The organism is Brevundimonas alba (genome assembly GCF_011927945.1).
Classification (GTDB): domain Bacteria; phylum Pseudomonadota; class Alphaproteobacteria; order Caulobacterales; family Caulobacteraceae; genus Brevundimonas; species Brevundimonas alba.
In genome coordinates this window covers 1,003,774-1,023,739 of sequence record NZ_JAATJM010000001.1, presented here as the reverse complement: position 1 = coordinate 1,023,739, position 19,966 = coordinate 1,003,774, and the positions used below count along the sequence as shown (strand labels likewise).

General features: G+C 69.9%; 21 protein-coding genes. 11 read left to right on the top strand and 10 right to left on the bottom strand.

From position 1 onward, the window contains the following. Nucleotides 1-43 precede the first annotated feature (43 nt). From trxA to GGQ87_RS05100, 3 genes are read left to right on the top strand one after another with little or no spacing between them, the layout of a single operon-like run. Nucleotides 44-940, top strand: a complete 897-nt coding sequence (gene trxA, locus GGQ87_RS05110; RefSeq protein ID WP_168045606.1) for a thioredoxin — start codon at nt 44-46, stop codon at nt 938-940. An 11-nt stretch (nt 941-951) separates the two neighbouring features. After that, nucleotides 952-1,611 carry an LON peptidase substrate-binding domain-containing protein gene (locus GGQ87_RS05105; protein ID WP_168045605.1) on the top strand — a complete coding sequence of 220 codons (660 nt, stop codon included), beginning with the start codon at nt 952-954 and terminating at the stop codon, nt 1,609-1,611. 7 nt (nt 1,612-1,618) lie between these two features. Next, nucleotides 1,619-1,813 (top strand): Trm112 family protein, encoded by a 195-nt coding sequence (locus GGQ87_RS05100; RefSeq protein ID WP_168045604.1) that lies wholly within the window; start codon nt 1,619-1,621, stop codon nt 1,811-1,813. A 50-nt stretch (nt 1,814-1,863) separates the two neighbouring features. Here GGQ87_RS05100 and GGQ87_RS05095 read toward each other — a convergent pair whose 3' ends face one another. Then, nucleotides 1,864-3,117: a UbiH/UbiF/VisC/COQ6 family ubiquinone biosynthesis hydroxylase gene (locus GGQ87_RS05095; protein ID WP_168045603.1), complete on the bottom strand. Its 1,254-nt coding sequence runs from the start codon at nt 3,115-3,117 to the stop codon at nt 1,864-1,866. Nucleotides 3,118-3,243: 126 nt separating this feature from the next. Between GGQ87_RS05095 and GGQ87_RS05090 the strand changes: the two genes are divergently transcribed. From GGQ87_RS05090 to GGQ87_RS05080, 3 genes are all read left to right on the top strand, one after another. Continuing rightward, the gene (locus tag GGQ87_RS05090; RefSeq protein WP_168045602.1) at nt 3,244-5,604 is read left to right on the top strand and encodes an FtsK/SpoIIIE family DNA translocase; all 2,361 of its coding nucleotides are present in this window, start codon (nt 3,244-3,246) and stop codon (nt 5,602-5,604) included. A 189-nt stretch (nt 5,605-5,793) separates the two neighbouring features. Next, nucleotides 5,794-6,426 carry a LolA family protein gene (locus tag GGQ87_RS05085; RefSeq protein WP_168045601.1) on the top strand — a complete coding sequence of 211 codons (633 nt, stop codon included), beginning with the start codon at nt 5,794-5,796 and terminating at the stop codon, nt 6,424-6,426. A gap of 232 nt (nt 6,427-6,658) precedes the next feature. Next, nucleotides 6,659-7,453: an exodeoxyribonuclease III gene (locus GGQ87_RS05080; RefSeq protein ID WP_168045600.1), complete on the top strand. Its 795-nt coding sequence runs from the start codon at nt 6,659-6,661 to the stop codon at nt 7,451-7,453. 4 nt (nt 7,454-7,457) lie between these two features. Here the strand turns inward: GGQ87_RS05080 and GGQ87_RS05075 are convergent, their stop codons facing one another. Beyond that, nucleotides 7,458-8,144 carry a response regulator transcription factor gene (locus tag GGQ87_RS05075; protein ID WP_168045599.1) on the bottom strand — a complete coding sequence of 229 codons (687 nt, stop codon included), beginning with the start codon at nt 8,142-8,144 and terminating at the stop codon, nt 7,458-7,460. 62 nt (nt 8,145-8,206) lie between these two features. Continuing rightward, nucleotides 8,207-8,926 (bottom strand): YggS family pyridoxal phosphate-dependent enzyme, encoded by a 720-nt coding sequence (locus GGQ87_RS05070; RefSeq protein ID WP_168045598.1) that lies wholly within the window; start codon nt 8,924-8,926, stop codon nt 8,207-8,209. Between GGQ87_RS05070 and GGQ87_RS05065 the strand changes: the two genes are divergently transcribed. After that, nucleotides 8,925-9,578, top strand: coding sequence for a thiamine phosphate synthase (locus GGQ87_RS05065; RefSeq protein ID WP_168045597.1), 654 nt, complete (start codon nt 8,925-8,927; stop codon nt 9,576-9,578). The genes GGQ87_RS05070 and GGQ87_RS05065 overlap by 2 nt on opposite strands. A gap of 6 nt (nt 9,579-9,584) precedes the next feature. Here GGQ87_RS05065 and GGQ87_RS05060 read toward each other — a convergent pair whose 3' ends face one another. Further along, the gene (locus GGQ87_RS05060; protein WP_168045596.1) at nt 9,585-9,989 is read right to left on the bottom strand and encodes an NtrZ family periplasmic regulatory protein; all 405 of its coding nucleotides are present in this window, start codon (nt 9,987-9,989) and stop codon (nt 9,585-9,587) included. 333 nt (nt 9,990-10,322) lie between these two features. On the opposite strand from GGQ87_RS05060, the gene GGQ87_RS05055 reads away from it, so the two are divergent. The 4 genes from GGQ87_RS05055 (at nt 10,323) to holA (ending at nt 14,937) form a co-directional block, all read left to right on the top strand. Beyond that, entirely contained in the window at nt 10,323-10,763 is a 441-nt protein-coding gene (locus GGQ87_RS05055) for a DUF3576 domain-containing protein (protein ID WP_168045595.1), read from the top strand. A 61-nt stretch (nt 10,764-10,824) separates the two neighbouring features. Beyond that, on the top strand, nt 10,825-13,377 hold the full coding sequence (leuS, locus tag GGQ87_RS05050) for a leucine--tRNA ligase (protein ID WP_168045594.1): 2,553 nt from the start codon (nt 10,825-10,827) through the stop codon (nt 13,375-13,377). Next, nucleotides 13,377-13,874 (top strand): LPS assembly lipoprotein LptE, encoded by a 498-nt coding sequence (gene lptE, locus GGQ87_RS05045; RefSeq protein ID WP_168045593.1) that lies wholly within the window; start codon nt 13,377-13,379, stop codon nt 13,872-13,874. The genes leuS and lptE overlap by 1 nt, the downstream gene beginning before the upstream one ends. A 10-nt stretch (nt 13,875-13,884) precedes the next feature. Further along, nucleotides 13,885-14,937 carry a DNA polymerase III subunit delta gene (gene holA / locus GGQ87_RS05040; RefSeq protein WP_168045592.1) on the top strand — a complete coding sequence of 351 codons (1,053 nt, stop codon included), beginning with the start codon at nt 13,885-13,887 and terminating at the stop codon, nt 14,935-14,937. A gap of 4 nt (nt 14,938-14,941) precedes the next feature. On the opposite strand, the gene GGQ87_RS05035 is transcribed toward holA, so the two are convergent. From GGQ87_RS05035 to mnmG, 6 genes are read right to left on the bottom strand one after another with little or no spacing between them, the layout of a single operon-like run. Continuing rightward, nucleotides 14,942-15,127 carry a hypothetical protein gene (locus GGQ87_RS05035; protein ID WP_168045591.1) on the bottom strand — a complete coding sequence of 62 codons (186 nt, stop codon included), beginning with the start codon at nt 15,125-15,127 and terminating at the stop codon, nt 14,942-14,944. Beyond that, the gene (locus GGQ87_RS05030; protein ID WP_168045590.1) at nt 15,124-15,735 is read right to left on the bottom strand and encodes a class I SAM-dependent DNA methyltransferase; all 612 of its coding nucleotides are present in this window, start codon (nt 15,733-15,735) and stop codon (nt 15,124-15,126) included. The genes GGQ87_RS05035 and GGQ87_RS05030 overlap by 4 nt, the downstream gene beginning before the upstream one ends. A gap of 1 nt (nt 15,736) precedes the next feature. Further along, nucleotides 15,737-16,630, bottom strand: a complete 894-nt coding sequence (locus tag GGQ87_RS05025) for a ParB/RepB/Spo0J family partition protein (RefSeq protein ID WP_168045589.1) — start codon at nt 16,628-16,630, stop codon at nt 15,737-15,739. A 28-nt stretch (nt 16,631-16,658) separates the two neighbouring features. Beyond that, a complete protein-coding gene (locus GGQ87_RS05020; protein WP_168047336.1) occupies nt 16,659-17,465 on the bottom strand; it encodes an AAA family ATPase in 807 nt (268 codons plus the stop codon). Then, on the bottom strand, nt 17,455-18,075 hold the full coding sequence (gene rsmG / locus GGQ87_RS05015) for a 16S rRNA (guanine(527)-N(7))-methyltransferase RsmG (RefSeq protein WP_168045588.1): 621 nt from the start codon (nt 18,073-18,075) through the stop codon (nt 17,455-17,457). The genes GGQ87_RS05020 and rsmG overlap by 11 nt, the downstream gene beginning before the upstream one ends. Next, nucleotides 18,072-19,928, bottom strand: coding sequence for a tRNA uridine-5-carboxymethylaminomethyl(34) synthesis enzyme MnmG (gene mnmG, locus GGQ87_RS05010; protein ID WP_245161415.1), 1,857 nt, complete (start codon nt 19,926-19,928; stop codon nt 18,072-18,074). Before mnmG ends, rsmG begins: the two co-directional genes overlap by 4 nt. Nucleotides 19,929-19,966: the final 38 nt, after the last annotated feature.

Here is a 19,966-nt window from a genome sequence, read left to right as displayed (position 1 = left end):
TTGGGGCTGCCGCGTTAGACCTACGCACCGACAGGACCGATCGATGAGCCTAGCCGACCCCACCACCACGCCTGACGACCTCATCAAGGAGGGCTCCGACGCCAGCTTCATGGCCGATGTGGTCGAGGCGTCGAAGTCGCAGCCGGTGCTGGTCGACTTCTGGGCGACCTGGTGCGGGCCGTGCCGGACCCTGACGCCGATGCTGGAGAAGGCCGTCCGCGCCGCCGGCGGGGCGGTGAAACTGGTCAAGATCGACGTCGACAAGAACCCGGCATACGCGGGCCAGCTTCGGGTGCAGTCGATCCCGACCGTCTATGCCTTCGTCGACGGCCAGCCGGTCGACGGCTTCCAGGGCGCGGTGCCGGAGAGCCAGCTCAAGGCCTTCATCGACAAGCTGACCGGCGGGACCAGCGCCGACTCCGACATCGAGCAGATGATGTCGATGGGCGAGGAATCGCTTTCGCTGAACGATCTCGGCGGGGCCGCGCAGGCCTTCGCCCAGGTGCTGACGCTGGAGCCCACGCACGAAGGCGCCATCGCCGGCATGGCCCGCGTCTATCTGGCCGACGGGGACGTCGATCAGGCCCGCCAGACCATCGCCATGGCCCCGGCGGAAACGAAGAACGCACAGGTCCAGTCGGTCCGGGCCCAGCTATCGCTCGCCTCGGCCGCGCCGACCGGAGCCTCGGCGGAACTGGAAGCCCGCGTCGCCGCCGATCCGTCGGACCACCAGGCCCGCTATGACCTGTCGCTGGCCCAGGCCTCGGCGGGCGATCTGAAGGGGGCGGTCGACAGTCTGCTGGCCATCGTCGCCGCCGACCGCGAGTGGAACGAACAGGCCGCCCGCAAGCAGCTGCTGGTCGTCTTCGAGGCCGCGGGCGCCGCCTCGGACATCGCCCGCGACGGCCGCCGCCGCCTGTCCTCCATCCTGTTCGCCTAGGGGGAGAGGAGATGGCTCAGGGCTATGTCAGGGCCGCCGACCTGCCGCAGGTCATTCCGGTCTTTCCCCTGCCCGGCGCCATTCTGCTGCCGCGCGGCCAGCTGCCGCTCAACATCTTCGAGCCGCGCTATCTGAACATGATCGACGACGCCATGGCCGGCGACCGGATCATCGGCATGATCCAGCCGCAGCCGGGATCGCGCACCGCGCCCAAGCTGTCACCGGTCGGTTGCGCGGGCCGCATCACCAGTTTCGCCGAGACCTCGGACGGGCGCTATCTGATCACCCTGACCGGCTGCGCCCGGTTCCGCCTGGCCAGCGAACTGCCGACCCAGACGCCCTATCGTCAGGTCCGCGCCGACTTCACCCCGTTCGCGGCCGATCTGTCCGCGCCGCCGGTGGACGATGTCGGCCTGGACCGGGACAGCCTGCTCGACGCCCTTCGCGCCTATCTCGAGACGCGCGGCCTCGACATCGACTGGGATACGGCCGAGACGGCGCCGCCCGAGGCCCTGATCAACAGCCTGTCCATGGCCCTGCCGTTCGATCCGCCCGAGAAACAGGCGCTGCTGGAGGCAGCCAGCCTGACCGACCGCTCTGACGTCCTGACGGCCCTGATGACCATCGACGCCGCCGAAACAGGCGACGGCGACGCCCCTTCAATGCAATAGATGCGGCATGAGCGACGCCTTCCACACCCCCGCCTCCGTCGATCCCCGGCTGCTTGAGACGCTGGTCTGCCCGGTGACCCGCGGCCGGCTGACCTATGACCGCGAGGCGCAGGAACTGATCTCCAAGGGCGCCAAGCTGGCCTACCCCATCCGCGACGGCGTGCCGATCATGCTGGCGGAAGAAGCGCGGAAGCTGGACTGAGCGGTCCCGCGCTCAACCCGCGAGCGACCGCGTCGCGAGCCCCGGGCAAACTAAAGACTCATCCCACGCAGCAACCGCGGCAGGTCGCCGGTGGCCCCGCCGGCCTCGTGCATAAAGGCGCGGCGCAGGGGGGCGATGCGGTTGACGGCGGCGATGCCGAGGTCGCGGGCCAGCCGCACCGGCGCGATGTCGTTTGAGAACAGCCGCACGAAGCCGTCGAAGCCGGCCGCCAGCGCCGCATTGTCGAACCGCCGCCAGCGGGCGTAGCGGTCCAGCACCGTCTCCGAGCCGATGTCCTCGCCGACGCGAAGCGCCTCGATCAGCACCTCCGCCAGGGCGGCGGCGTCTTTCAGCCCCATGTTCAACCCCTGTCCGGCGACCGGGTGCACGGCATGGGCGGCGTCGCCGATCAGGGCGGTGCGCGGGGCGGTCAACTGCTCGGCCAGTTGCAGCGACAGGGGATAGACGAAGCGCGGCCCCACAACCGAGACATCGTCGAGGAAGTCCCCGAACCGCCGCATCAGATGGGCGTGGAAGGCCTCGTCCGAACAGGCCTTGAGCGCCTCGGCCCGCCGCGTCGTCTCGGTCCAGACAAGACTGGCCCGGCTGTCGGTCAGGGGCAGGATGGCGAAGGGTCCGGACGGCAGGAAATATTCGTGGGCGACGTTGCCGTGGTCACGGGCCATGCGAACCGTGGCGACGACGCCACTCTGGCCGTAGCCCCAGCCAACCGTCTCGATCCCCGCCTCGCGCCGCACCCGCGAGCCGCGCCCCTCGGCCCCGACCACCAGCGGCGCTTCCAGCGTGGCGCCGTCAGCCAGCGTGACCCGAGCCCGCGCCGGCCCCGCCTCGACCGAGACGACCTCCGCGGGCGCCCGCACCTCGATGCCGGCGGCGGTCACGGCCTCGGCCAGCGCCGAGCGGATGCGGCGGTTCTCGACCATATAGCCGAGCGGCTCGCCATCGGTGCGGTCGCCGATCTCGTCGGCGTCGAAGCGCAGGAAGGCCGATGACGCCGCCCGAGACGCCGCTCCCGGCCGCCGCCCATCGGTGACGAGGATGCGGTCCATGCGGCAGGCGTGCAGCCTGAGCGCCTCGCCCACGCCGAGCGCGTCCAGCATCCGGAAGGTGGAGAAGGCGATCGCCGTCGACCGGCCGTCGAAGGTCGGCGCCAGCTGATCCGAAAACGGCTGCGGATCGACCAGCACCGCCTTCAGCCCGCCCTGCGCCGCGGCGAGGGCGAAGGTCGCACCCGCCATGCCGGCTCCGGCGATGATGACTTCGTAACGGTCGGACTGGCTCATGGGGCGGTTGTCGCGCCGCGCGCGGGCTCCGTCCAGAGCCACGAGGTCGCGGTGGGTAAACAGCCTCTTAACCCTGAACAGGCGACAACCGGCCCTGTATCGTTTCGCCGGAGTTCGCCGCCCGCCATGTCCGCCGCCCTCGCCCTCGGCCACCGCGCCTTCGAGAGCGCCCGCATCCTGTGGGCCGCGCCGTTCGTGGTGCGCTTCCGCGGCGTGCTGCAGGCCCTGCTCGCCGCCCTGCTGCTGGCGGCGCTGATCTCGTGGAACCCGGCCGACCCCAGCCTGAACGCCGCCTCTTCCATCGCTCCGAGCAACTGGCTGGGCCTGAACGGCGCGCTGTTCGCGGACCTGTTCATGCAGTCGCTGGGACTGGCCGCCTGGCCCGCCGCCCTGCTGCTGATCGCCTTCGGTCTGGCGGGAGCCATCGGCGACGCCATCCAGCAGCGTCTCAAGCCCTCCCCGCTCAAGGCCCTGTCCGCCACCGTGGGCGTGCTGAGCCTGTCGGCGGCCCTGTCCGCTCTTGCCCAGCCGGCCGCCTGGCCGCTGGCGGCGGGACTCGGCGGCCTGTGGGGCGACGCGCTGGTCGGTCTGGTGCGGATGGCCTTCGGCGCCCTGCGCCTGCCGGGAGCCGCCATCGGCGCAGCGGTCATGTTCCTGCCGATCAGCCTGTGGAGCCTCGGCTACGCCATCGGCCTGCGCATTTCCGATCTGGGCGACGGCATGGAGTGGGCGCGCGGATCCCGCCGCTCGGCCGCGCCGCCGCCGCCGACCGCCCGCCGGCCCAAGACCCCGCCGCGCCCCCGCCCCGAGCCGGAGCCGGAGGACTACGCGCCCGTCTCGCTCGAGGCCGACGACGGCCCGCCGTGGCAGGACCCGGTCCCGGCCCGCAACGCGCCCGAACCCAAGGTCGCCGCGACCAAGGCGCCCAAGGCCTCACGCCGCGAGCTGGACGACAGCCAGGCCGCCTTCGACTTCGCCCGCCCCTCGACGGGCTTCGACCTGCCGCCGCTCGGCATGCTGACCAAGCCGGCCAAGCGCGTCGCCTCGGTCGACGAGGAGGCGCTGAAGCAGAACGCGAAGATGCTGGAAGGCGTGCTGCAGGAGTTCGGCGTCCGCGGCGTCATCGATCAGATCCGCCCCGGCCCGGTCGTCACCCTGTACGAGCTGGTGCCTGCACCCGGCGTGAAGCACGGCCGCGTGGTCGCCCTGTCCGACGACATCGCCCGCTCGATGAGCGCCCGCGCCTGCCGCATCAGCGTGGTTCCGGGCCGCAACGCCATCGGCATCGAACTGCCCAATGCCAAGCGCGAGACCGTCTATCTGCGCGACCTTCTGGCCTCGACCGAATACGACAAGGCCTCGCACCTGCTGCCGCTGGCGCTGGGCGAGACCATCGGCGGCGAGCCCTATGTCGCGGATCTGGCGCGCATGCCCCACCTGCTGATCGCCGGCACCACCGGCTCCGGCAAGTCGGTTGGGGTCAACGCCATGATCCTGTCGATCCTCTACCGGCACAGCCCGGCCGAGTGCCGCTTCATCATGATCGACCCGAAGATGCTGGAGCTGTCGGTCTATGACGGCATCCCGCACCTGCTGGCGCCCGTCGTCACCGATCCCAAGAAGGCCGTCGTCGCGCTGAAATGGACCGTGCGCGAGATGGAAGACCGCTATCGCCGGATGTCCAAGCTCGGCGTGCGCAACATCGCCAGCTACAACGAGCGCGCCCGCGAGGCGCAGGCCAAGGGCGAGCATTTCGAACGCACGGTCCAGACCGGCTTCGACGATCAGGGCCGACCCGTCTACGAGTCCGAGAAGATCCGCCCCGAACCCATGCCCTATCTGGTCGTGGTCATGGACGAGATGGCCGATCTGATGCTGGTCGCCGGCAAGGACGTCGAGGGCGCGGTGCAGCGTCTGGCCCAGATGGCCCGCGCCGCCGGCATCCACCTGATCATGGCCACCCAGCGCCCGTCGGTCGATGTCATCACCGGCACCATCAAGGCGAACTTCCCGACCCGGATCAGCTTCCAGGTCACGTCCAAGATCGACAGCCGCACCATCCTCGGCGAGCAGGGCGGCGAGCAGCTGCTGGGCCAGGGCGACATGCTCTACATGGCCGGCGGCGGCCGCATCACCCGCCTGCACGGCCCGTTCGTGGAGGACCAGGAGGTCGAGGCGGTCTGCCGGCACCTGAAGGCCCAGGCGGAGCCCGAATACCTCGACCTGATCACCGACGATCCGGACGGCGACGGCGACGCCGGCGGCTTCGACGAGGGCGGCGGCGGATCGGGCGACGACCTCTACGATCGCGCCGTGGCCGTGGTCACCCGCGACCGCAAGGCCTCCACCAGCTACGTCCAGCGCCGCCTGCAGATCGGCTACAACCGCGCCGCCTCGCTGATCGAGCGGATGGAGCAGGAGGGCGTGGTCAGCCCCGCCAACCATGCCGGCAAGCGCGACATCCTGGCCGGTCCGCCGCCGATGTAGGTCGCCGAGGTCGACTGCCGGCCGCAACGGTGGCGGCCTCGGGGCGTTAGACCGGGCCGCCGTCTGCCGGACGTAGCTGAACAGGCCTTCATCGGAGCGCCTGAATATGGTCAGGCTGGGGTCACGACCTCGCCAGACCCGTTCCGCAAGACGGCAGACTTCCAACCATCCCGAACGGGAGAAGACATCATGACCGTCTCACGCCGCGCTTTCGCGCTCGGATCCGCCGCTCTCGCCGCTGTCGCCGCCCTCCCGGTGCACGCTCAGGCGACCCTGTCGGCCGAGGACCGCGCCGTCCTCGCCCGGGCCCAGACCTATCTGCAGGGGCTGACCTCGGCCCAGGGGACCTTTGTCGAGACCTCGGGCGCCCAGCGCCGCGAAGGCCGCTTCTACCTGCAGCGTCCGGGCAAGATGCGTTTCGAATACACCAACCCGGCCGGCCTGCTGGTCGTCTCGGACGGCTCGAACGTGAAGCGCTACGATCCGCGCCTGAACACCTTCCGTCAGGTGCCGCTCGGCCAGACGCCCCTGTCGACCTTCCTCGCCCGCACGGTCCGTCTGGATCAGGGCGTGCGTATCGACCGCGTGACGCGGATGGAGTCCGGCGCCTTCGCCATCACCGCCCGCGACTCGCGCCGCCCGAACGACGGCTCGGTGGTTCTGGCATTCGCCGGCAACCCGTTGCGTCTGCAGGAGTGGACCATCGTCGACGCCCAGGGCGGCCGTACCCGCACCCAGCTGACCACGCTGCGCCCGGCTTCGGGCCTCGCGGCCAGCCTGTTCCAGCTGCGTGACCCGACCCAGCGCCCGCGCCGCAACTAGGTCGCCTGCCGCGAGAATTCGCTCGCAGCCGCCGGGGTGGCGCGCTTGACTTTTTCTGTCGGGCGTGTTGTTTTGGTCACAGATCGGCGGGAGCCGGTCTGAACCGCTACGGATTTCATCCCCTTCCCGGCGGCGAGAGAGACGAACCTTTGAACGCCCGGCCCGCAAGGACCGGGCGTCTCTTTTTCTGGTTCGCTTGGGCGCCGGCCGCGACGACTGCTAGAGCCATCCGATGCTTCGCATCGCCACCTGGAACATCAACTCCGTCCGTCTGCGCATCGATCAGGTCGCCCGCTTCGTCTCGGAAAGCGGGACCGACGTCCTGTGCCTGCAGGAGATCAAATGCCTCGAGGACCAGTTCCCTCGCGGCGCCTTCGAAGAGATGGGGCTGCCCTATCTGAAGATCGGCGGTCAGAAGGGCTGGCACGGCGTCGCCATCGCCAGCCGCAAGCCGATCACCGAGGCGCCGAGGCTGGATGTCTGCCGCGAGGGCCACGCCCGCTGCGTCGGCGTCGTAGTCGATGGCGTCGAGGTGCAGAATTTCTACATCCCCGCCGGCGGCGACACGCCGGACCGGGCGCTGAACCCGAAATTCGATCACAAGATGGATTTCTACGAGCGCCTGACAGCCAAAATGTCGGGCCGTGACCGTCAGCGCCCGCTGGTGCTCGCTGGCGATTTCAACATCGCGCCGGGCGAAAACGACGTCTGGAACCACCGCTACATGTCGAAGATCGTCAGCCACACGCCGCTGGAGGTCGAAACCCTGCGCCGGCTGCAGGCGGCCGGCGGCTTCTGTGACGTGATCCGCGACCAGATACCGGAACCGACCAAACTGGCCAGCTGGTGGAGCTATCGCGCCGCCGACTTCCGCAAATCCAATCGCGGCCTGCGCCTCGACCACCTCTGGACCTCGCCCGGCCTGACGCCCGCCGTGAAGCCCGGATCGGCCCGTATCCACGACACCGTCCGCGAATGGACCCAGCCCAGCGACCACGCCCCGGTGACGATGGACCTCGAGGTCTGAGGCTTTAGGGCTGCAGCCGGTAACCGCCCGCGTCCGTCAACAGTAGCCGCGCCTGACCCGGCTCGGGCTCGATCTTCTGGCGCAGGCGGTAGATGTGGGTCTCAAGCGTGTGGGTGGTGACGCCGGCGTTGTAGCCCCAGACCTCGGTCAGAAGTTCCTCGCGCGACACGGCCTTGGCCCCGGCGCGGTAGAGGTATTTCAGGATGCTGGTTTCCTTCTCGGTCAGCCGCACCTTGCGGGCCTTGTCGTCGATCAGGACCTTGGCGGCGGGCCGGAATTCGTAGGGGCCGATGCGGAAGACTGCATCCTCCGACTGTTCGTGGCTGCGCAGATGGGCGCGGATGCGAGCCAGCAGGACGGCGAAACGGAAGGGCTTGGTGACATAGTCGTTGGCCCCGGATTCCAGCCCCAGCACCGTGTCGGCGTCCGAGGCTTGGCCCGTCAGCATGATGATCGGGGTCGAGACGCCGTCCTTGCGCAGCAACCGACAGGCCTCGCGGCCGTCCATGTCCGGCAGGTCGACGTCGAGCAGGATCAGGTCGGCCCGGGTCTCCCGTCCCAGCCTGACGCCCTCGGCGGCGGTCGCCGCCTGCACCGGCCGGAAGGCCTCGTGCAGGGCCAACTGCTCGGCCAGCGCCTCGCGCAGGTCGTCGTCGTCGTCGATGATGAGGATCGTCTTGGGCGTGGGCATGGGTACCAGAATGGCGAGCGTCGGGCCTTCCGCCAAGGGCAGGAGCCGAAGCGGAGCGGTTTTCAGCCTCTAGAGGGCGTTTCGGGGCGATTTCGTTCCCCGAACAATGCCGATCCGACCCGAACATGGGTCGCGCCGAAGCGGATCGCGGTCTCGTAGTCGCCGCTCATGCCCATCGACAGCACCTCCAGACCGTTGCGGCGGGCGATCTTGCGCAACAGGGCGAAATGCGGCCCGGCGGCCTCGTCCGCGGGCGGAATGCACATCAGGCCTTCGACGATAAGGCCCGTGGCGCGGGCGTATTCGATCAGATTGTCGGCCGCCTCCGGCAGGACGCCGGCCTTCTGCGGCTCGGCCCCGCTGTTGACCTGCACGAGAACACGCAGGATCCGCCCGCTCTTTTCGGCCGCAGCGGCGAGGGCATCGGCCAGTTTCGGCCGGTCAAGCGTCTCGATCACGTCGAACAGGGCCACGGCGTCGGCGGCCTTGTTGGTCTGAAGCGGCCCGATCAGGCGGAGTTCCAGATCGGGCGTGGCGGCGCGCACGTCCGCCCAGTGGGCCTCGGCCTCCTGCACCCGGTTCTCGCCGAACACTCGCTGGCCGGCGGCGAGCGCCTGCTGCAGCGCCTCCAGCGGCTGAGTCTTGGTGACGGCGGTCAGAACGACATCGGCCGGATCGCGCCCGGCGCCTCGGCAGGCGTCGGCGATCCGGCGGCGCACCACGGCGAACCGCTCTGCGACGGCGCTGGACGTATCGGCGGGATCGGGAGAAGAGGAGGCCATGAACCGGTCCGACGCGGAGATCCTGTGGGAGGTCGCCAGCGTCCTCGCACGGGACGCGGCCAATGTCAGCCGCGCGGCGGGCAGGCCGCGGCCGAACCTGCCGCCGCTTCTGTTCTTCACCGACCCCGAGCGCACGCCCCGACCGTGGGAGACGGCCGCGCGCCTGCCGGCCGGATCGGGCGTGGTGTTCCGCGCCTTCGGGGCCTCCGACGCGCGCGAAACCGGCCTCCGGCTGCGCGAGGCTACGAGGCGACGAGATGGTCTGCTGCTGGTCGGGCTGGATGCGGAACTGGCCGAGGCGGTGGAGGCGGACGGCGTTCACCTGCCGGAGCGGGCGCTGACGCAGGCCCCCGCCCTCGCCGCCGCCCGGCCCGACTGGCGGATCACGGGCGCGGTTCACTCCGCGGAGGCGCTGGCGAACGCTGAAGGGCTGGACGCGACAGTTCTGTCGCCTGTCTTCGCGGCGGGCGGAGCATCGGCGAGCAGGCCGCCGCTGGGGATGGAGGCCTTCTCCGCCCTCGTCGGCAAGGCAAGGACGCCCGTCTATGCCCTCGGCGGCATCGATGCAGGCAACGCGCGCGGCCTCATAGGCTCGGGCGCATGCGGACTGGCCGGGGTGTCGGCGATCCGGGCGGCGTTCGGCCCGGACTGATCCGGATCAGAAGCGGAAGATCGATTCCAGCCGGAAGCGCGGCGCGGCGCGGCGGTCGCTCTGGGCCGCGCGGGCCGGATCGGCCTCGGGCTCGGCCAGACCGGCGGTGGCGCCAACCCGCAGGCGTGGATTGACGCGGTAGTAGGCCCCGGCCTCGACGTCGCCGAGATTGCTCTCGCGGCCGACGGGCTGGCTCAGGTTCAGATCGAGGCCCCAGCGGCCGCGCTCGGTGAAGCGCAGGCGCGACTGGCCGGCGGGCGTGGCGGCGGAGCGGGCGGTCTGGGCTTCGGACAGGCTGACGGCGGGCGCACGGGCGCGCGACGAAGCGGCCTGCGCCGAGGCGGCGTCGGCCACGGCCAGGAGCGCGAGGCCCGCGGCCAGTCCAGCGATGACGGCGCTCTTCTTGCGCATGTCCTGCCCTTTACGCCGCGACGAAGCTTTCGCCACGGTCCTTGCCAGCGATTAGACACCGCTGGTCAGCCCGGTCAACGAAACGTGGTCCGTTACTCCGGGTTCCGCAAGACTCTGCGGGACTCCTGTGGCGCGAGCGTCACGGCTGGGAAGTCGCCCTCAAGGCGTCAGTGGACGCCGATCGGCGTGAACCGGCGGCGGGATGCGACTTCGCCTTGTCATCGCCCCTTTTCGCCGTGTTATAGAGCGTCGCTTCGGCTTTACGCCCCCGTGGGTGAGCCGGCGCGTGCGCGGGACGGCCCGCCGCACGTCTCGATCGAATGGAGAGTCTCGATGGTGCTGGTTCGCGGCGCAGCGATCGCCCTGATCGCCTCGGGTCTGATGCTGGGCGGATGCGGCGGGATTCCGGGCTTCGGCGGCGGGGCCAAGCCCGTCCCGGCCGGTCAGACCGGTATCGGCGTCAACGCCTTCCTGTGGCGCGCCACCCTGGACACCCTCAGCTTCATGCCGCTGGCCAACGCCGATCCGTGGGGCGGCGTCGTCAACTACGACTGGTACACCGACCCGCAGACGCCGAACGAGCGTTTCAAGGCGACGGTCTTCATCCTCGACACCCGCCTTCGCGCCGATGCGCTGAACGTCACGGTGACCAAGGAAACCCGTGACGCCAGCGGCGGCTGGGTCGGCGCTCCCGTGGCGGCCCAGACCGAGACCGATCTGGAAAACGCCATCCTGACCAAGGCGCGCCAGCTCAACCTGCAGAACGCCGGCTAACCCTCCCGACACCCACCGCCTCCTTCTGGCCCGCCCTTTAGGAGCCGCCTGAAGGATTCCCGTGGCCCGTTACGAGCCCAAGACCGCCGAACCCCGCCAGCAGGCCCGCTGGGCGGCCGCCGAAGCCTTCCGCACGCCCGAGGGCGAGACCGGACGGCCCAAATACTACGTCCTCGAGATGTTCCCGTACCCCTCGGGCAACATCCACATGGGCCACGCCCGCAACTATGTGATGGGCGACGTGGTGGCGCGCTCGAAGCGGGCGCAGGGTTTCGACGTGCTGCATCCGATGGGCTGGGACGCATTCGGACTGCCGGCCGAGAACGCCGCCATCGAGCGGGGCATCCACCCCGGCGACTGGACCTGGTCCAACATCGCCGCCATGCGCGACCAGCTGAAGCTGCTGGGCCTGTCGCTGGACTGGTCGCGCGAGTTCGCCACCTGCGACCCGGCCTACTATGGCCAGCAGCAGGCGTGGTTCCTCGAACTGTTCAGGCGGGGGCTGGTCTACCGCAAGGATTCGATCGTCAACTGGGATCCGGTCGACAACACCGTCCTGGCCAATGAACAGGTCGTCGACGGCCGCGGCTGGCGCTCCGGAGCGATCGTCGAGAAGCGCAAGCTGAACCAGTGGTTCCTTCGCATCACCGACTACGCCGACGACCTGATCGAAGGCCTGAAGGAGCTGGAAGGCCGCTGGCCCGACAAGGTCCGGCTGATGCAGGAGAACTGGATCGGTCGTTCCAAAGGTCTGCAGATGACCTGGCGCTGGTCGGGCGCTGCGCCCGAGGCCGCGCCTGACGGGCTGGAAATCTACACCACCCGCCCCGACACCCTGTTCGGCGCCTCCTTCATGGGCATCGCCCCGGATCACCCGATCGCCAGGGCGCTGGCGGAGCGCGACCCCGCCGCCGCGGCCTTCATCGCCGAATGCCGCAAGGGCGGCTCGACCCAGGCCGAGATCGAACAGGCGGAGAAGGTCGGCTACGACACCGGCCTGAAGGTCGTCCACCCGTTCGACGGCCGTGAGGTCAGCGTCTGGATCGCCAACTTCATCCTGTCCGAATACGGCACCGGCGCCATCTTCGGCTGCCCCGCGCATGACCAGCGCGATCTCGACTTCGCCCGCAAATACGGCCTGCCGGTGATCCCGGTGGTCCGTCCGGACGGCGCCGGAGACGACTTCGGCGTGGCGGACGAGGCCTACACCGGTCCGGGCCTGATCTTCGGCTCGGACTTCCTCGACGGCATGGAGATCGAGGCGGCCAAGGCCGAGGCGATCCGGCGCATCGAGGCGGCGGGTCAGGGGCTGGGCGCGACCATCTACCGCCTGCGCGACTGGGGCGTCAGCCGCCAGCGCTACTGGGGTTGCCCGATCCCGATCGTCCACTGCCCCTCGTGCGGCCCGGTCCCGGCGGCCGACCTGCCGGTGGAGTTGCCGAAGGACGTGACCTTCGACACGCCGGGCAACCCGCTGGACCGTCATCCGACGTGGAAACACGTAAAATGCCCCTCGTGTCACGAAGACGCGACACGCGAGACCGACACGCTCGACACCTTCGTCGACTCCAGCTGGTATTTCGCGCGCTTCGCCGACCCGACGGCGGCCGAACCGATCTCGAAAGCGGCGGCCGACAAATGGCTGCCGGTCGACCAGTACATCGGAGGTGTCGAACACGCCGTCCTGCACCTGCTCTACGCCCGCTTCGTGTCGCGCGCCCTGTCCGACGCCGGGCTGATGAATGTACGCGAGCCGTTCGCCGGTCTGTTCACCCAGGGCATGGTCGTCCACGAGACCTACCGCCGCGCCGACGGCGGCTGGGTCGAGCCGACCGACGTCGAACTGTCCAACGACGGCGGCAAACGCTCGGCGCGCCAGCTCTCCACCAGCGAGACCCTCACCATCGGCGACATCGAGAAGATGTCGAAGTCGAAGAAGAACGTCGTGGCCCCGCAGGAGATCGTGGAGACCTATGGCGTCGACGCCGGCCGGCTCTTCGTCCTGTCCGACAGCCCGCCCGAGCGGGACGTGCAATGGACCCCCGGCGGTGTCGAGGGCGCCAGCCGCTTCGTCCAGCGCGTCTGGGCCGAGGTCGACGGCTTCGATCCCGGCGTCGCCGGCGACGAACAGGCCAACGCCTCACTGGTCCGCGAGACGCACAAGGCGATCAAGGCGGTGTCCGAGGGCATCACCGGCTTCCGCTTCAACTCGGCCATCGCCAAGCTCTACGCCTTCGTCGCCACCGTGCGCGATCACGCGAAGGCGGGCGGCGAGGCGAAGCATCGGGCGCTCTCGGCCCTGCTCCGGCTGGTCGCCCCCTTCACCCCTCACCTGGCCGAGGAAGGCTGGACGCGGCTGGGCGAAGCGGGGATGATCCTCGACGCGCCGTGGCCGGTGTACGATCCGGCTCTGGCGGCCGACGACGAGGTCACCCTGCCGATCCAGGTCAACGGCAAGCGGCGGGGCGAAATCCGCGTCGCGCGCGGGCTGGAGCCGGCCGAGGTGGAAGCCATCGTCATGGCCGACGCGGAGGTGCAGGCGCGGCTGGAGGGTCAGACGGTGAGGAAGATCGTGGTGGTCAAGGATCGCATCGTCAATCTGGTGGTCGGCTGATGCGCCGCGCCGCTCGGGTCCTTGTCACGCTCTCGGGACTGGCGGCCCTGACGCTGGCCGGCTGCGGCTTTACCCCGATGTACGGCGGCTCCGGCGCGGGCTCCAGCCTGTCCCGGATCGCCGTGACGACGCAGGACGACCGCCTCGGCTACCGGCTGCGCGAACAGCTCGAGGACGCGCTGGGCCGCGACGCCCAGCAGGCGCCGCTGTGGCGTCTGGAGACGACCGTCGAGCAGTCGCGCCGCCCGCTCGGCCGACGCATCGACGACACAGCCACCCGCTATGAACTGACCGTGCGGGGCGCATGGATCCTGACGCCCGTCTCCGGCGGCGGCGAGCCCCTGACCGGTGTGGAGACCGTCACCACGACCTACGCCGCGGCCGACCAGCCCTACGCCGCCATCGCGGCCCAGCAGGACGGCGAGGAGCGCGCGGCGGCCGAACTGGCGCGCCAGATTCGGCTCGACCTGCTGCTGGCGTTGTCGGACCGCCCGTGACCGGCCCGCGATGATCCTCGCCAAACGGCCGGAGGTCGACCGCTTCCTCAAATCGCCCGACCGCTCGGTGCGCGCCGCTGTCATCCACGGCAAGGACCGCTCCGGCGTAGCCGAGCGCGCCATCCAGCTGTGCAAGGCGATCACGCCGGACCTGAACGACCCCTTCAACGTCACCGTCCTGACCGACAGCGACATTGATGGCGACGAGGCGAGGCTGGACGACGCCCTGACCGCGCTGTCGATGATCGGCGGCCGCCGGCTGGTCCGGGTCCGGCTCGGATCCGAAAAGGCCTCGATCGACAAGATGCTGGCCGCCGCCCTGAAGAACCACGCCGACGGCGCCTACAATCCCGACGCCATGCTGGTCATCGAGGCTGGCGCTCTGGGCCGCGACTCCGCCCTGCGCAAGGCGGCGGAGGCGGCGCAGGCGGCGGTCGCCATCGCCTGCTACGAGGACGAGACCGGCGACGTGGCGCGGATGACCCGCGAGGCGCTCGCCGCCGACAAGGTCGGCCTGACACAGGACGCGCTGGACCGGTTCGTCGCCCGCCTGCCCCGCGAGCGCGGCCTGATGCGGCAGGAGATCGAGCGGCTGGTGCTCTACATTGGTCCCGGCTCGGGCAAGACCATCGATGTCGCGGAGCTGGAGCTGCATCTGGGTGTCGAGCCGGACGCCTCGCTGCAGGACGCGGCGCTGCAGGCCTTCGGCGGCCGACCGGCCCCGGCCCAGTCCGGCCTGCGCCGCGCGCTCGCCGAGGGCGAGTCTCCGGTCATGGCGGTGCGTCAGGCCTCGATCCATCTCGGCAAGCTGCGCCGCATCAATGTACTTCAGGCCAACGGCGCCGGGGCCAAGGAGGCCGCCAAGGCCGCCGGCGTGTTCTGGAAACAGGAGGCCGAGATGCTGCGGCAGGCGCGCAATTGGCGTCTCGAAGACCTCGACAGGGTGCTGGACAGCGTCAACGCCGCCGACATCGCCACCAAGACCACGGGCTCGCCGGACCAGCTGATCGCCGAACGGCTGCTGCTCGAGATCGCCGCCCGAGCGCGGCGGCTCGGGCTCTAGGGCGTCAGCCCCGCTTTGACGCCTTGCGGAAGGCGGGTTTCGCCAGCGCCACGTTGCGCGCCTTCTGGGCCTTTTCCTCGGCCCGGGCCGCCCCCTGCAGGCCGCTGTGGGCCCCGCTCCCGCCGGCCTTCTTGGCGGCCAGGGCCTTCTTCATCGCTTCGGCGGTCGGATTGGTCGGTTTGTCGGTCATACGGAGAGCCTAGCACGCGCCAGCCACACCGTCGCGCCGCCCGTCTCCGCATCGTCGATACGGTTTTGCAGCAGGTCGAACCCGGCCGCATCCAGCGCCCTCCGGTACTCCGCCGCCGACAGGCTTCCGTGATACAGCGGCTCACCCCGCCACGCGCCGACGACCTCGCCTTCCTCCGTGCCGCTGGTGAACATCAGCACGCCGCCGGGCGCGACATGCCGGGCGTAGACGGCGAACAACGCGCTCTGATCCTCCGGCCTCAGGTGGAATGCGCTGTGCCAGGCGATCAGCCCGTCGAACGTCCGGCCAAGATCCAGCCCGCGCATGTCGCCCACGCGCCAGTCGTGGCCGGGAAAGCGGCGGCGGCACAGGTCGATCAGACCGGGCGCGGCGTCGACGCCCGTAATCCGCCGTCCCTGTTCGATCAGATAGCGCGCGATCGGCTCGCCCGAGCCGCAGCCGAGGTCGAGGATCGAGCCCTCCGGCGGGATCTCCGCCAGAAACGCGTCGAGCCACGGCTTCTCGATCAGGGCCTTACCGCGGTCCGCGTCCCAGTCCAGCGCCCGGCGGCTGTAGAGATCGATGACCTCGTCGGCCGGCCCGTCCATGTCAGCCGCGCATCAGGCGGCGGCACAGGTCGTCCAGCTGCTCCAGCGTTGCATAGCGCAAGGTCAGCTCGCCCTTGCCGCCCCGGTCTGTCAGCTGCACCTGCAGGCCCAGCGCGTCGGTCAGGTCCTGCTCCAGCGCCGCGATGTCGGCGCCGCCGTCGCCTGACCCGGTCGAGCCGCGCGCCTTGGCCTTGCCCGGCTTCGGACCCTCGGCCGCCTGACGGGCCAGGGCCTCGGCCTGACGCACGTTGAGCCCTTCGTTGACGATCCGCTCCGCCAGCGCGACCGGATCGGGCGCGGTGATCAGGGCGCGCGCGTGGCCCGCGCTCATCTTGCCGTGGCGGACGTACCAGAGCACCTCCTCCGGCAGCTGCAGCAGGCGCAGGGTGTTGGCCACGTGGCTGCGGCTCTTGCCGACTACGCCAGCGACGGCGTCCTGGGTGCGCCCGAAACGCTCCATCAGCAGTCGGTAGGCGTCCGCCTCCTCCAGCGGATTGAGGTCGGCCCGCTGGACGTTCTCGATGATGGCGACCTCGAACACCGCCACATCGTCCATCTCGCGGACGATGACCGGCACCTGGGTCAAGCGGGCCAGCTGGGACGCGCGCCAGCGCCGTTCGCCTGCGACGATCTGGAAGACGCCGTCCTCGTTCGGCTGCGGCCGGACGAGGATCGGCTGCAGAACGCCCTTGTCGCGGATCGACTCGGCCAGCTCGGCCAGTTCCGCCTGACCGAAGATCTTGCGCGGCTGGTCCGGATTGGGCTTCAGCGCCTCGATCGGCGCCATGCGCACACCGGCGGGGGCAGTCGAGCCGTCGACCGGCACGGCCTCGCCCGCCTGTTCGCCGAGAAGGGCCGACAATCCCCGGCCGAGACCGCGCTGACGTTCGCTCAAGACACTGATTCCGTTCTGCTAAAGGTCATCAGGCGGCCTGCAGCCGCCGCGTCTTCTCACGCGCCACCACCTCGCGGGCGAGACGCAGATAGGCCTGGCTGCCCGCGCATTTCAGATCGTAGATCAGCGCCGGCTTGCCGAACGACGGGGCTTCGGACACGCGGACGTTCCGGGGGATCACCGCCTCATAAACCTTGTCGCCGAAATGGCTCCGCACATCCGCCGCCACCTGCCCCGACAGGGCGTTGCGGCGGTCGTACATCGTCAGCACCAGTCCCTGAATCTCGAGCGTCGGGTTCAGGCTCTGCCGCACCATGTCGATGGTCTTCATCAGCTGGGTCAGGCCCTCCAGCGCGAAGAACTCGCACTGCAGTGGCACCAGCACCGCGTCGGCCGCAGCCATGGCGTTCAGCGTCAGCAGGTTCAGCGAGGGCGGGCAGTCGATCAGGACATAGTCATACCGGGTCTGCCCCTCAGCCCCCTGACCGGCGAGCGCGTCGCGCAGGCGGAAGGAGCGGCGATCGGCCTGGCTCAGCTCGATCTCGACGCCGGACATGTCGGCGTCGGCCGGGATGATATGCAGCCCCGGCACGGCGGTCTGCACGGCGGAGTCGTCGACCGAACGCCCGTCGACGATGACGTCGTAGATCGTCACCCGCCGTGTTTCACGTGGAACACCCAGACCCGTGGAGGCATTGCCCTGCGGGTCCATGTCGACGATCAGCACCTTCTCGCCGATCGCGGCCAGCGCTGTGCCGAGGTTGATCGCCGTCGTGGTCTTGCCCACGCCGCCCTTCTGGTTCGATACGGCGAGGACGCGAGTCTTACCGGCTATGGACACGGCGGAGGCTCCGGACGGAAACGAGACGGCCGCGCGGATCACTGCGCGAGACGGAGAGGTCGCTATCGAAATGCCAGACCTTGCGGGCCTCGATCAACTCAGCCTCGGCCTTTTCCCCCTTGAGAAACAGCCCCTGTGCGCCGCGCTGTAGATAAGGCTGTGTATAGCCCAGCAGCTTCTCCATCGGCGCGACCGCGCGGGCGGTGACGACGTCGACCCTGAGCGTCTGTTCCTCCGCCCGGCCGTTGATCACGGTCGCCGGCAGGGCGAGGGCTTGGACCACCTCCTGCAGGAATCGGCAGCGCTTGCCGAGACTGTCGACCAGCCAGACGTGAGCGCCGGGACGTCCCTTGAGCAGGATCGCCAGAACCACGCCCGGGAAGCCTGCCCCCGCGCCGAGATCCGCCCAGGTCGAGGCGGCGGGCGCGAGCTCCAGCAGCTGGGCCGAGTCCCATATGTGCCGGTTCCAGACGTCCGGCAGGCTGTCCGGGCCGACGAGATTCATCACCGCATTGGCCTCGGTCAGGCGGGCGATGAAGCTCTCTAGGTCGGCGACTTTCGCATCGTCGGCGCCCGTTAGCGCCTGAAACTCGGTCGGGGTCACGCCGCCACCCGGGTCCGTTTCACGTGCGACAGCAGGGCGGTCAGCGCCCCCGGCGTCATCCCCTCGATCCGCCCCGCCTGCCCCAGGGTGCGGGGCTGGATCAAGGTCAGCTTCTCGCGCACCTCGTTCGAGAGGCTGCCGATGGCGGCGTAGTCGAGGTCGACCGGTATGGCCAACGCCTCCTCCCGGCGCAGGGCCTCGGCGTCCGAGGCCTGGCGGTCCAGATAGCCGGCGTAGCCCGCGTCGATCTCGACCTGCTCACGCACCTGACGCGGCCAGGCGGCGATCTGCGGATGCGCCGCCTCGAAGGTGGTCAGGTCGACGCCGGGGAAGGCCAGCAGGTCGCGAATCGACCGCCGCTGCCCGTCCGCATTGACCGCGATGCCCAAGGCCCCGGCCTCCTTCGGGGTATAGGTCGCGCCGCGAACCAGCGCAGCAGCCTCGTCCAGCAGCCCGGCCTTGGCCTCGAACGCGGCCCGCCGTTTGCCCGAAACGATCCCCGCCTCGATGGCCAGCGGCGTCAACCGTTGATCGGCATTGTCGGCCCGCAGCGTCAATCTGTATTCGGCCCGGCTGGTGAACATCCGGTAGGGCTCGGTCACGCCACGTGTGACCAGATCGTCGATCATGACGCCGATATAGGCCTGGTCCCGTCCGAGGACGATCGGGTCCGAACCGGCGGCGGCGCGGGCCGCGTTCAGCCCGGCGAGCAGCCCTTGGGCGCCCGCCTCCTCATAGCCTGTGGTGCCGTTGATCTGACCGGCGAGATACAGGCCCGGCCGCTTCTTGACCTCCAGCGCCGGCGTCAGTTCGCGCGGGTCGACGTAGTCGTATTCGATGGCGTAGCCAAAGCGGAACACCTCCACCGCCTCCAGCCCCGGGATGGTGCGCAGGAAGGCGGCCTGGGTCGCGTCGGACACCGAGGTCGAAATGCCGTTGGGATAGACGGTCGGGTCGTCCAGCCCTTCCGGCTCGAGGAAGATCTGGTGCGAGGTCTTGTCGGCGAACCGCACCACCTTGTCCTCGATCGAGGGGCAGTAGCGCGGGCCGCGGCCCGACAGATGCCCACCATAGACCGCGCTGTCGCCAAGATTCTCGGCGATGATCCTGTGCGTCTCGGCCGTGGTGTGGGTCACGCCGCAGGCGATCTGGGGCACATCGATCCGGTCGGTCAGGAAACTGAACGGCACCGGCTCGTCGTCCGCCGCCTGCATCTCCAGCCGGTCCCAAGCGATAGTTCGCCCGTCCAGCCGCGCCGGAGTGCCGGTCTTGAGCCGTCCCATCGACAGACCGGCGCCATAGAGGTCGGCGGCCAGACCTGTCGACGGCGCCTCGCCGTGACGACCCGCGGGAATGCGCTGGTCGCCCTTGTGGATCACGCCGTTGAGGAAGGTCCCGGTCGTCAGCACGACAGCGCCGGCGCGGACTTCGGTCCCCTCGCCTGTGACCACACCAACCACACGGCCGCCGTCGAGCATCAGGCTCTCGGCCGTGCCCGCCATCAGGGTCAGATTGGGCGTGTTGGCCAGTTCGGCCTGCATGGCCTCGCGATAGAGGCGGCGATCGATCTGGCTGCGCGGACCCTGCACCGCCGCGCCCTTGGACCGGTTGAGCAGGCGGAACTGGATGCCGGACACATCGCCCAGCCGCCCCATGACGCCGTCCATGGCGTCGATTTCGCGCACCAGATGGCCCTTGCCCAGCCCGCCGATGGCCGGGTTGCAGGACATCTCCCCGATGGTCGCGAGCTTCTGGGTCAGAAGGACCGTGGCCGCCCCGGCGCGCGCGGACGCCGCCGCGGCCTCGCAGCCGGCGTGCCCGCCTCCGATGACAATGACGTCGAAACGCTTCATGGGCGGGGACATAGGGGAAAATAGCCGCTTTCGCCACC

What these genes read in the sequence shown, in the direction of transcription:
- trxA (WP_168045606.1), top strand. Translation starts at nt 44, where the DNA reads ATGAGCCTAGCCGACCCCACCACCACGCCTGACGACCTCATCAAGGAG.
- GGQ87_RS05105 (WP_168045605.1), top strand. Translation starts at nt 952, where the DNA reads ATGGCTCAGGGCTATGTCAGGGCCGCCGACCTGCCGCAGGTCATTCCG.
- GGQ87_RS05100 (WP_168045604.1), top strand. Translation starts at nt 1,619, where the DNA reads ATGAGCGACGCCTTCCACACCCCCGCCTCCGTCGATCCCCGGCTGCTT.
- GGQ87_RS05095 (WP_168045603.1), bottom strand. Translation starts at nt 3,117, where the DNA reads ATGAGCCAGTCCGACCGTTACGAAGTCATCATCGCCGGAGCCGGCATG.
- GGQ87_RS05090 (WP_168045602.1), top strand. Translation starts at nt 3,244, where the DNA reads ATGTCCGCCGCCCTCGCCCTCGGCCACCGCGCCTTCGAGAGCGCCCGC.
- GGQ87_RS05085 (WP_168045601.1), top strand. Translation starts at nt 5,794, where the DNA reads ATGACCGTCTCACGCCGCGCTTTCGCGCTCGGATCCGCCGCTCTCGCC.
- GGQ87_RS05080 (WP_168045600.1), top strand. Translation starts at nt 6,659, where the DNA reads ATGCTTCGCATCGCCACCTGGAACATCAACTCCGTCCGTCTGCGCATC.
- GGQ87_RS05075 (WP_168045599.1), bottom strand. Translation starts at nt 8,144, where the DNA reads ATGCCCACGCCCAAGACGATCCTCATCATCGACGACGACGACGACCTG.
- GGQ87_RS05065 (WP_168045597.1), top strand. Translation starts at nt 8,925, where the DNA reads ATGAACCGGTCCGACGCGGAGATCCTGTGGGAGGTCGCCAGCGTCCTC.
- GGQ87_RS05070 (WP_168045598.1), bottom strand. Translation starts at nt 8,926, where the DNA reads ATGGCCTCCTCTTCTCCCGATCCCGCCGATACGTCCAGCGCCGTCGCA.
- GGQ87_RS05060 (WP_168045596.1), bottom strand. Translation starts at nt 9,989, where the DNA reads ATGCGCAAGAAGAGCGCCGTCATCGCTGGACTGGCCGCGGGCCTCGCG.
- GGQ87_RS05055 (WP_168045595.1), top strand. Translation starts at nt 10,323, where the DNA reads ATGGTGCTGGTTCGCGGCGCAGCGATCGCCCTGATCGCCTCGGGTCTG.
- lptE (WP_168045593.1), top strand. Translation starts at nt 13,377, where the DNA reads ATGCGCCGCGCCGCTCGGGTCCTTGTCACGCTCTCGGGACTGGCGGCC.
- holA (WP_168045592.1), top strand. Translation starts at nt 13,885, where the DNA reads ATGATCCTCGCCAAACGGCCGGAGGTCGACCGCTTCCTCAAATCGCCC.
- GGQ87_RS05035 (WP_168045591.1), bottom strand. Translation starts at nt 15,127, where the DNA reads ATGACCGACAAACCGACCAATCCGACCGCCGAAGCGATGAAGAAGGCC.
- GGQ87_RS05030 (WP_168045590.1), bottom strand. Translation starts at nt 15,735, where the DNA reads ATGGACGGGCCGGCCGACGAGGTCATCGATCTCTACAGCCGCCGGGCG.
- mnmG (WP_245161415.1), bottom strand. Translation starts at nt 19,928, where the DNA reads ATGAAGCGTTTCGACGTCATTGTCATCGGAGGCGGGCACGCCGGCTGC.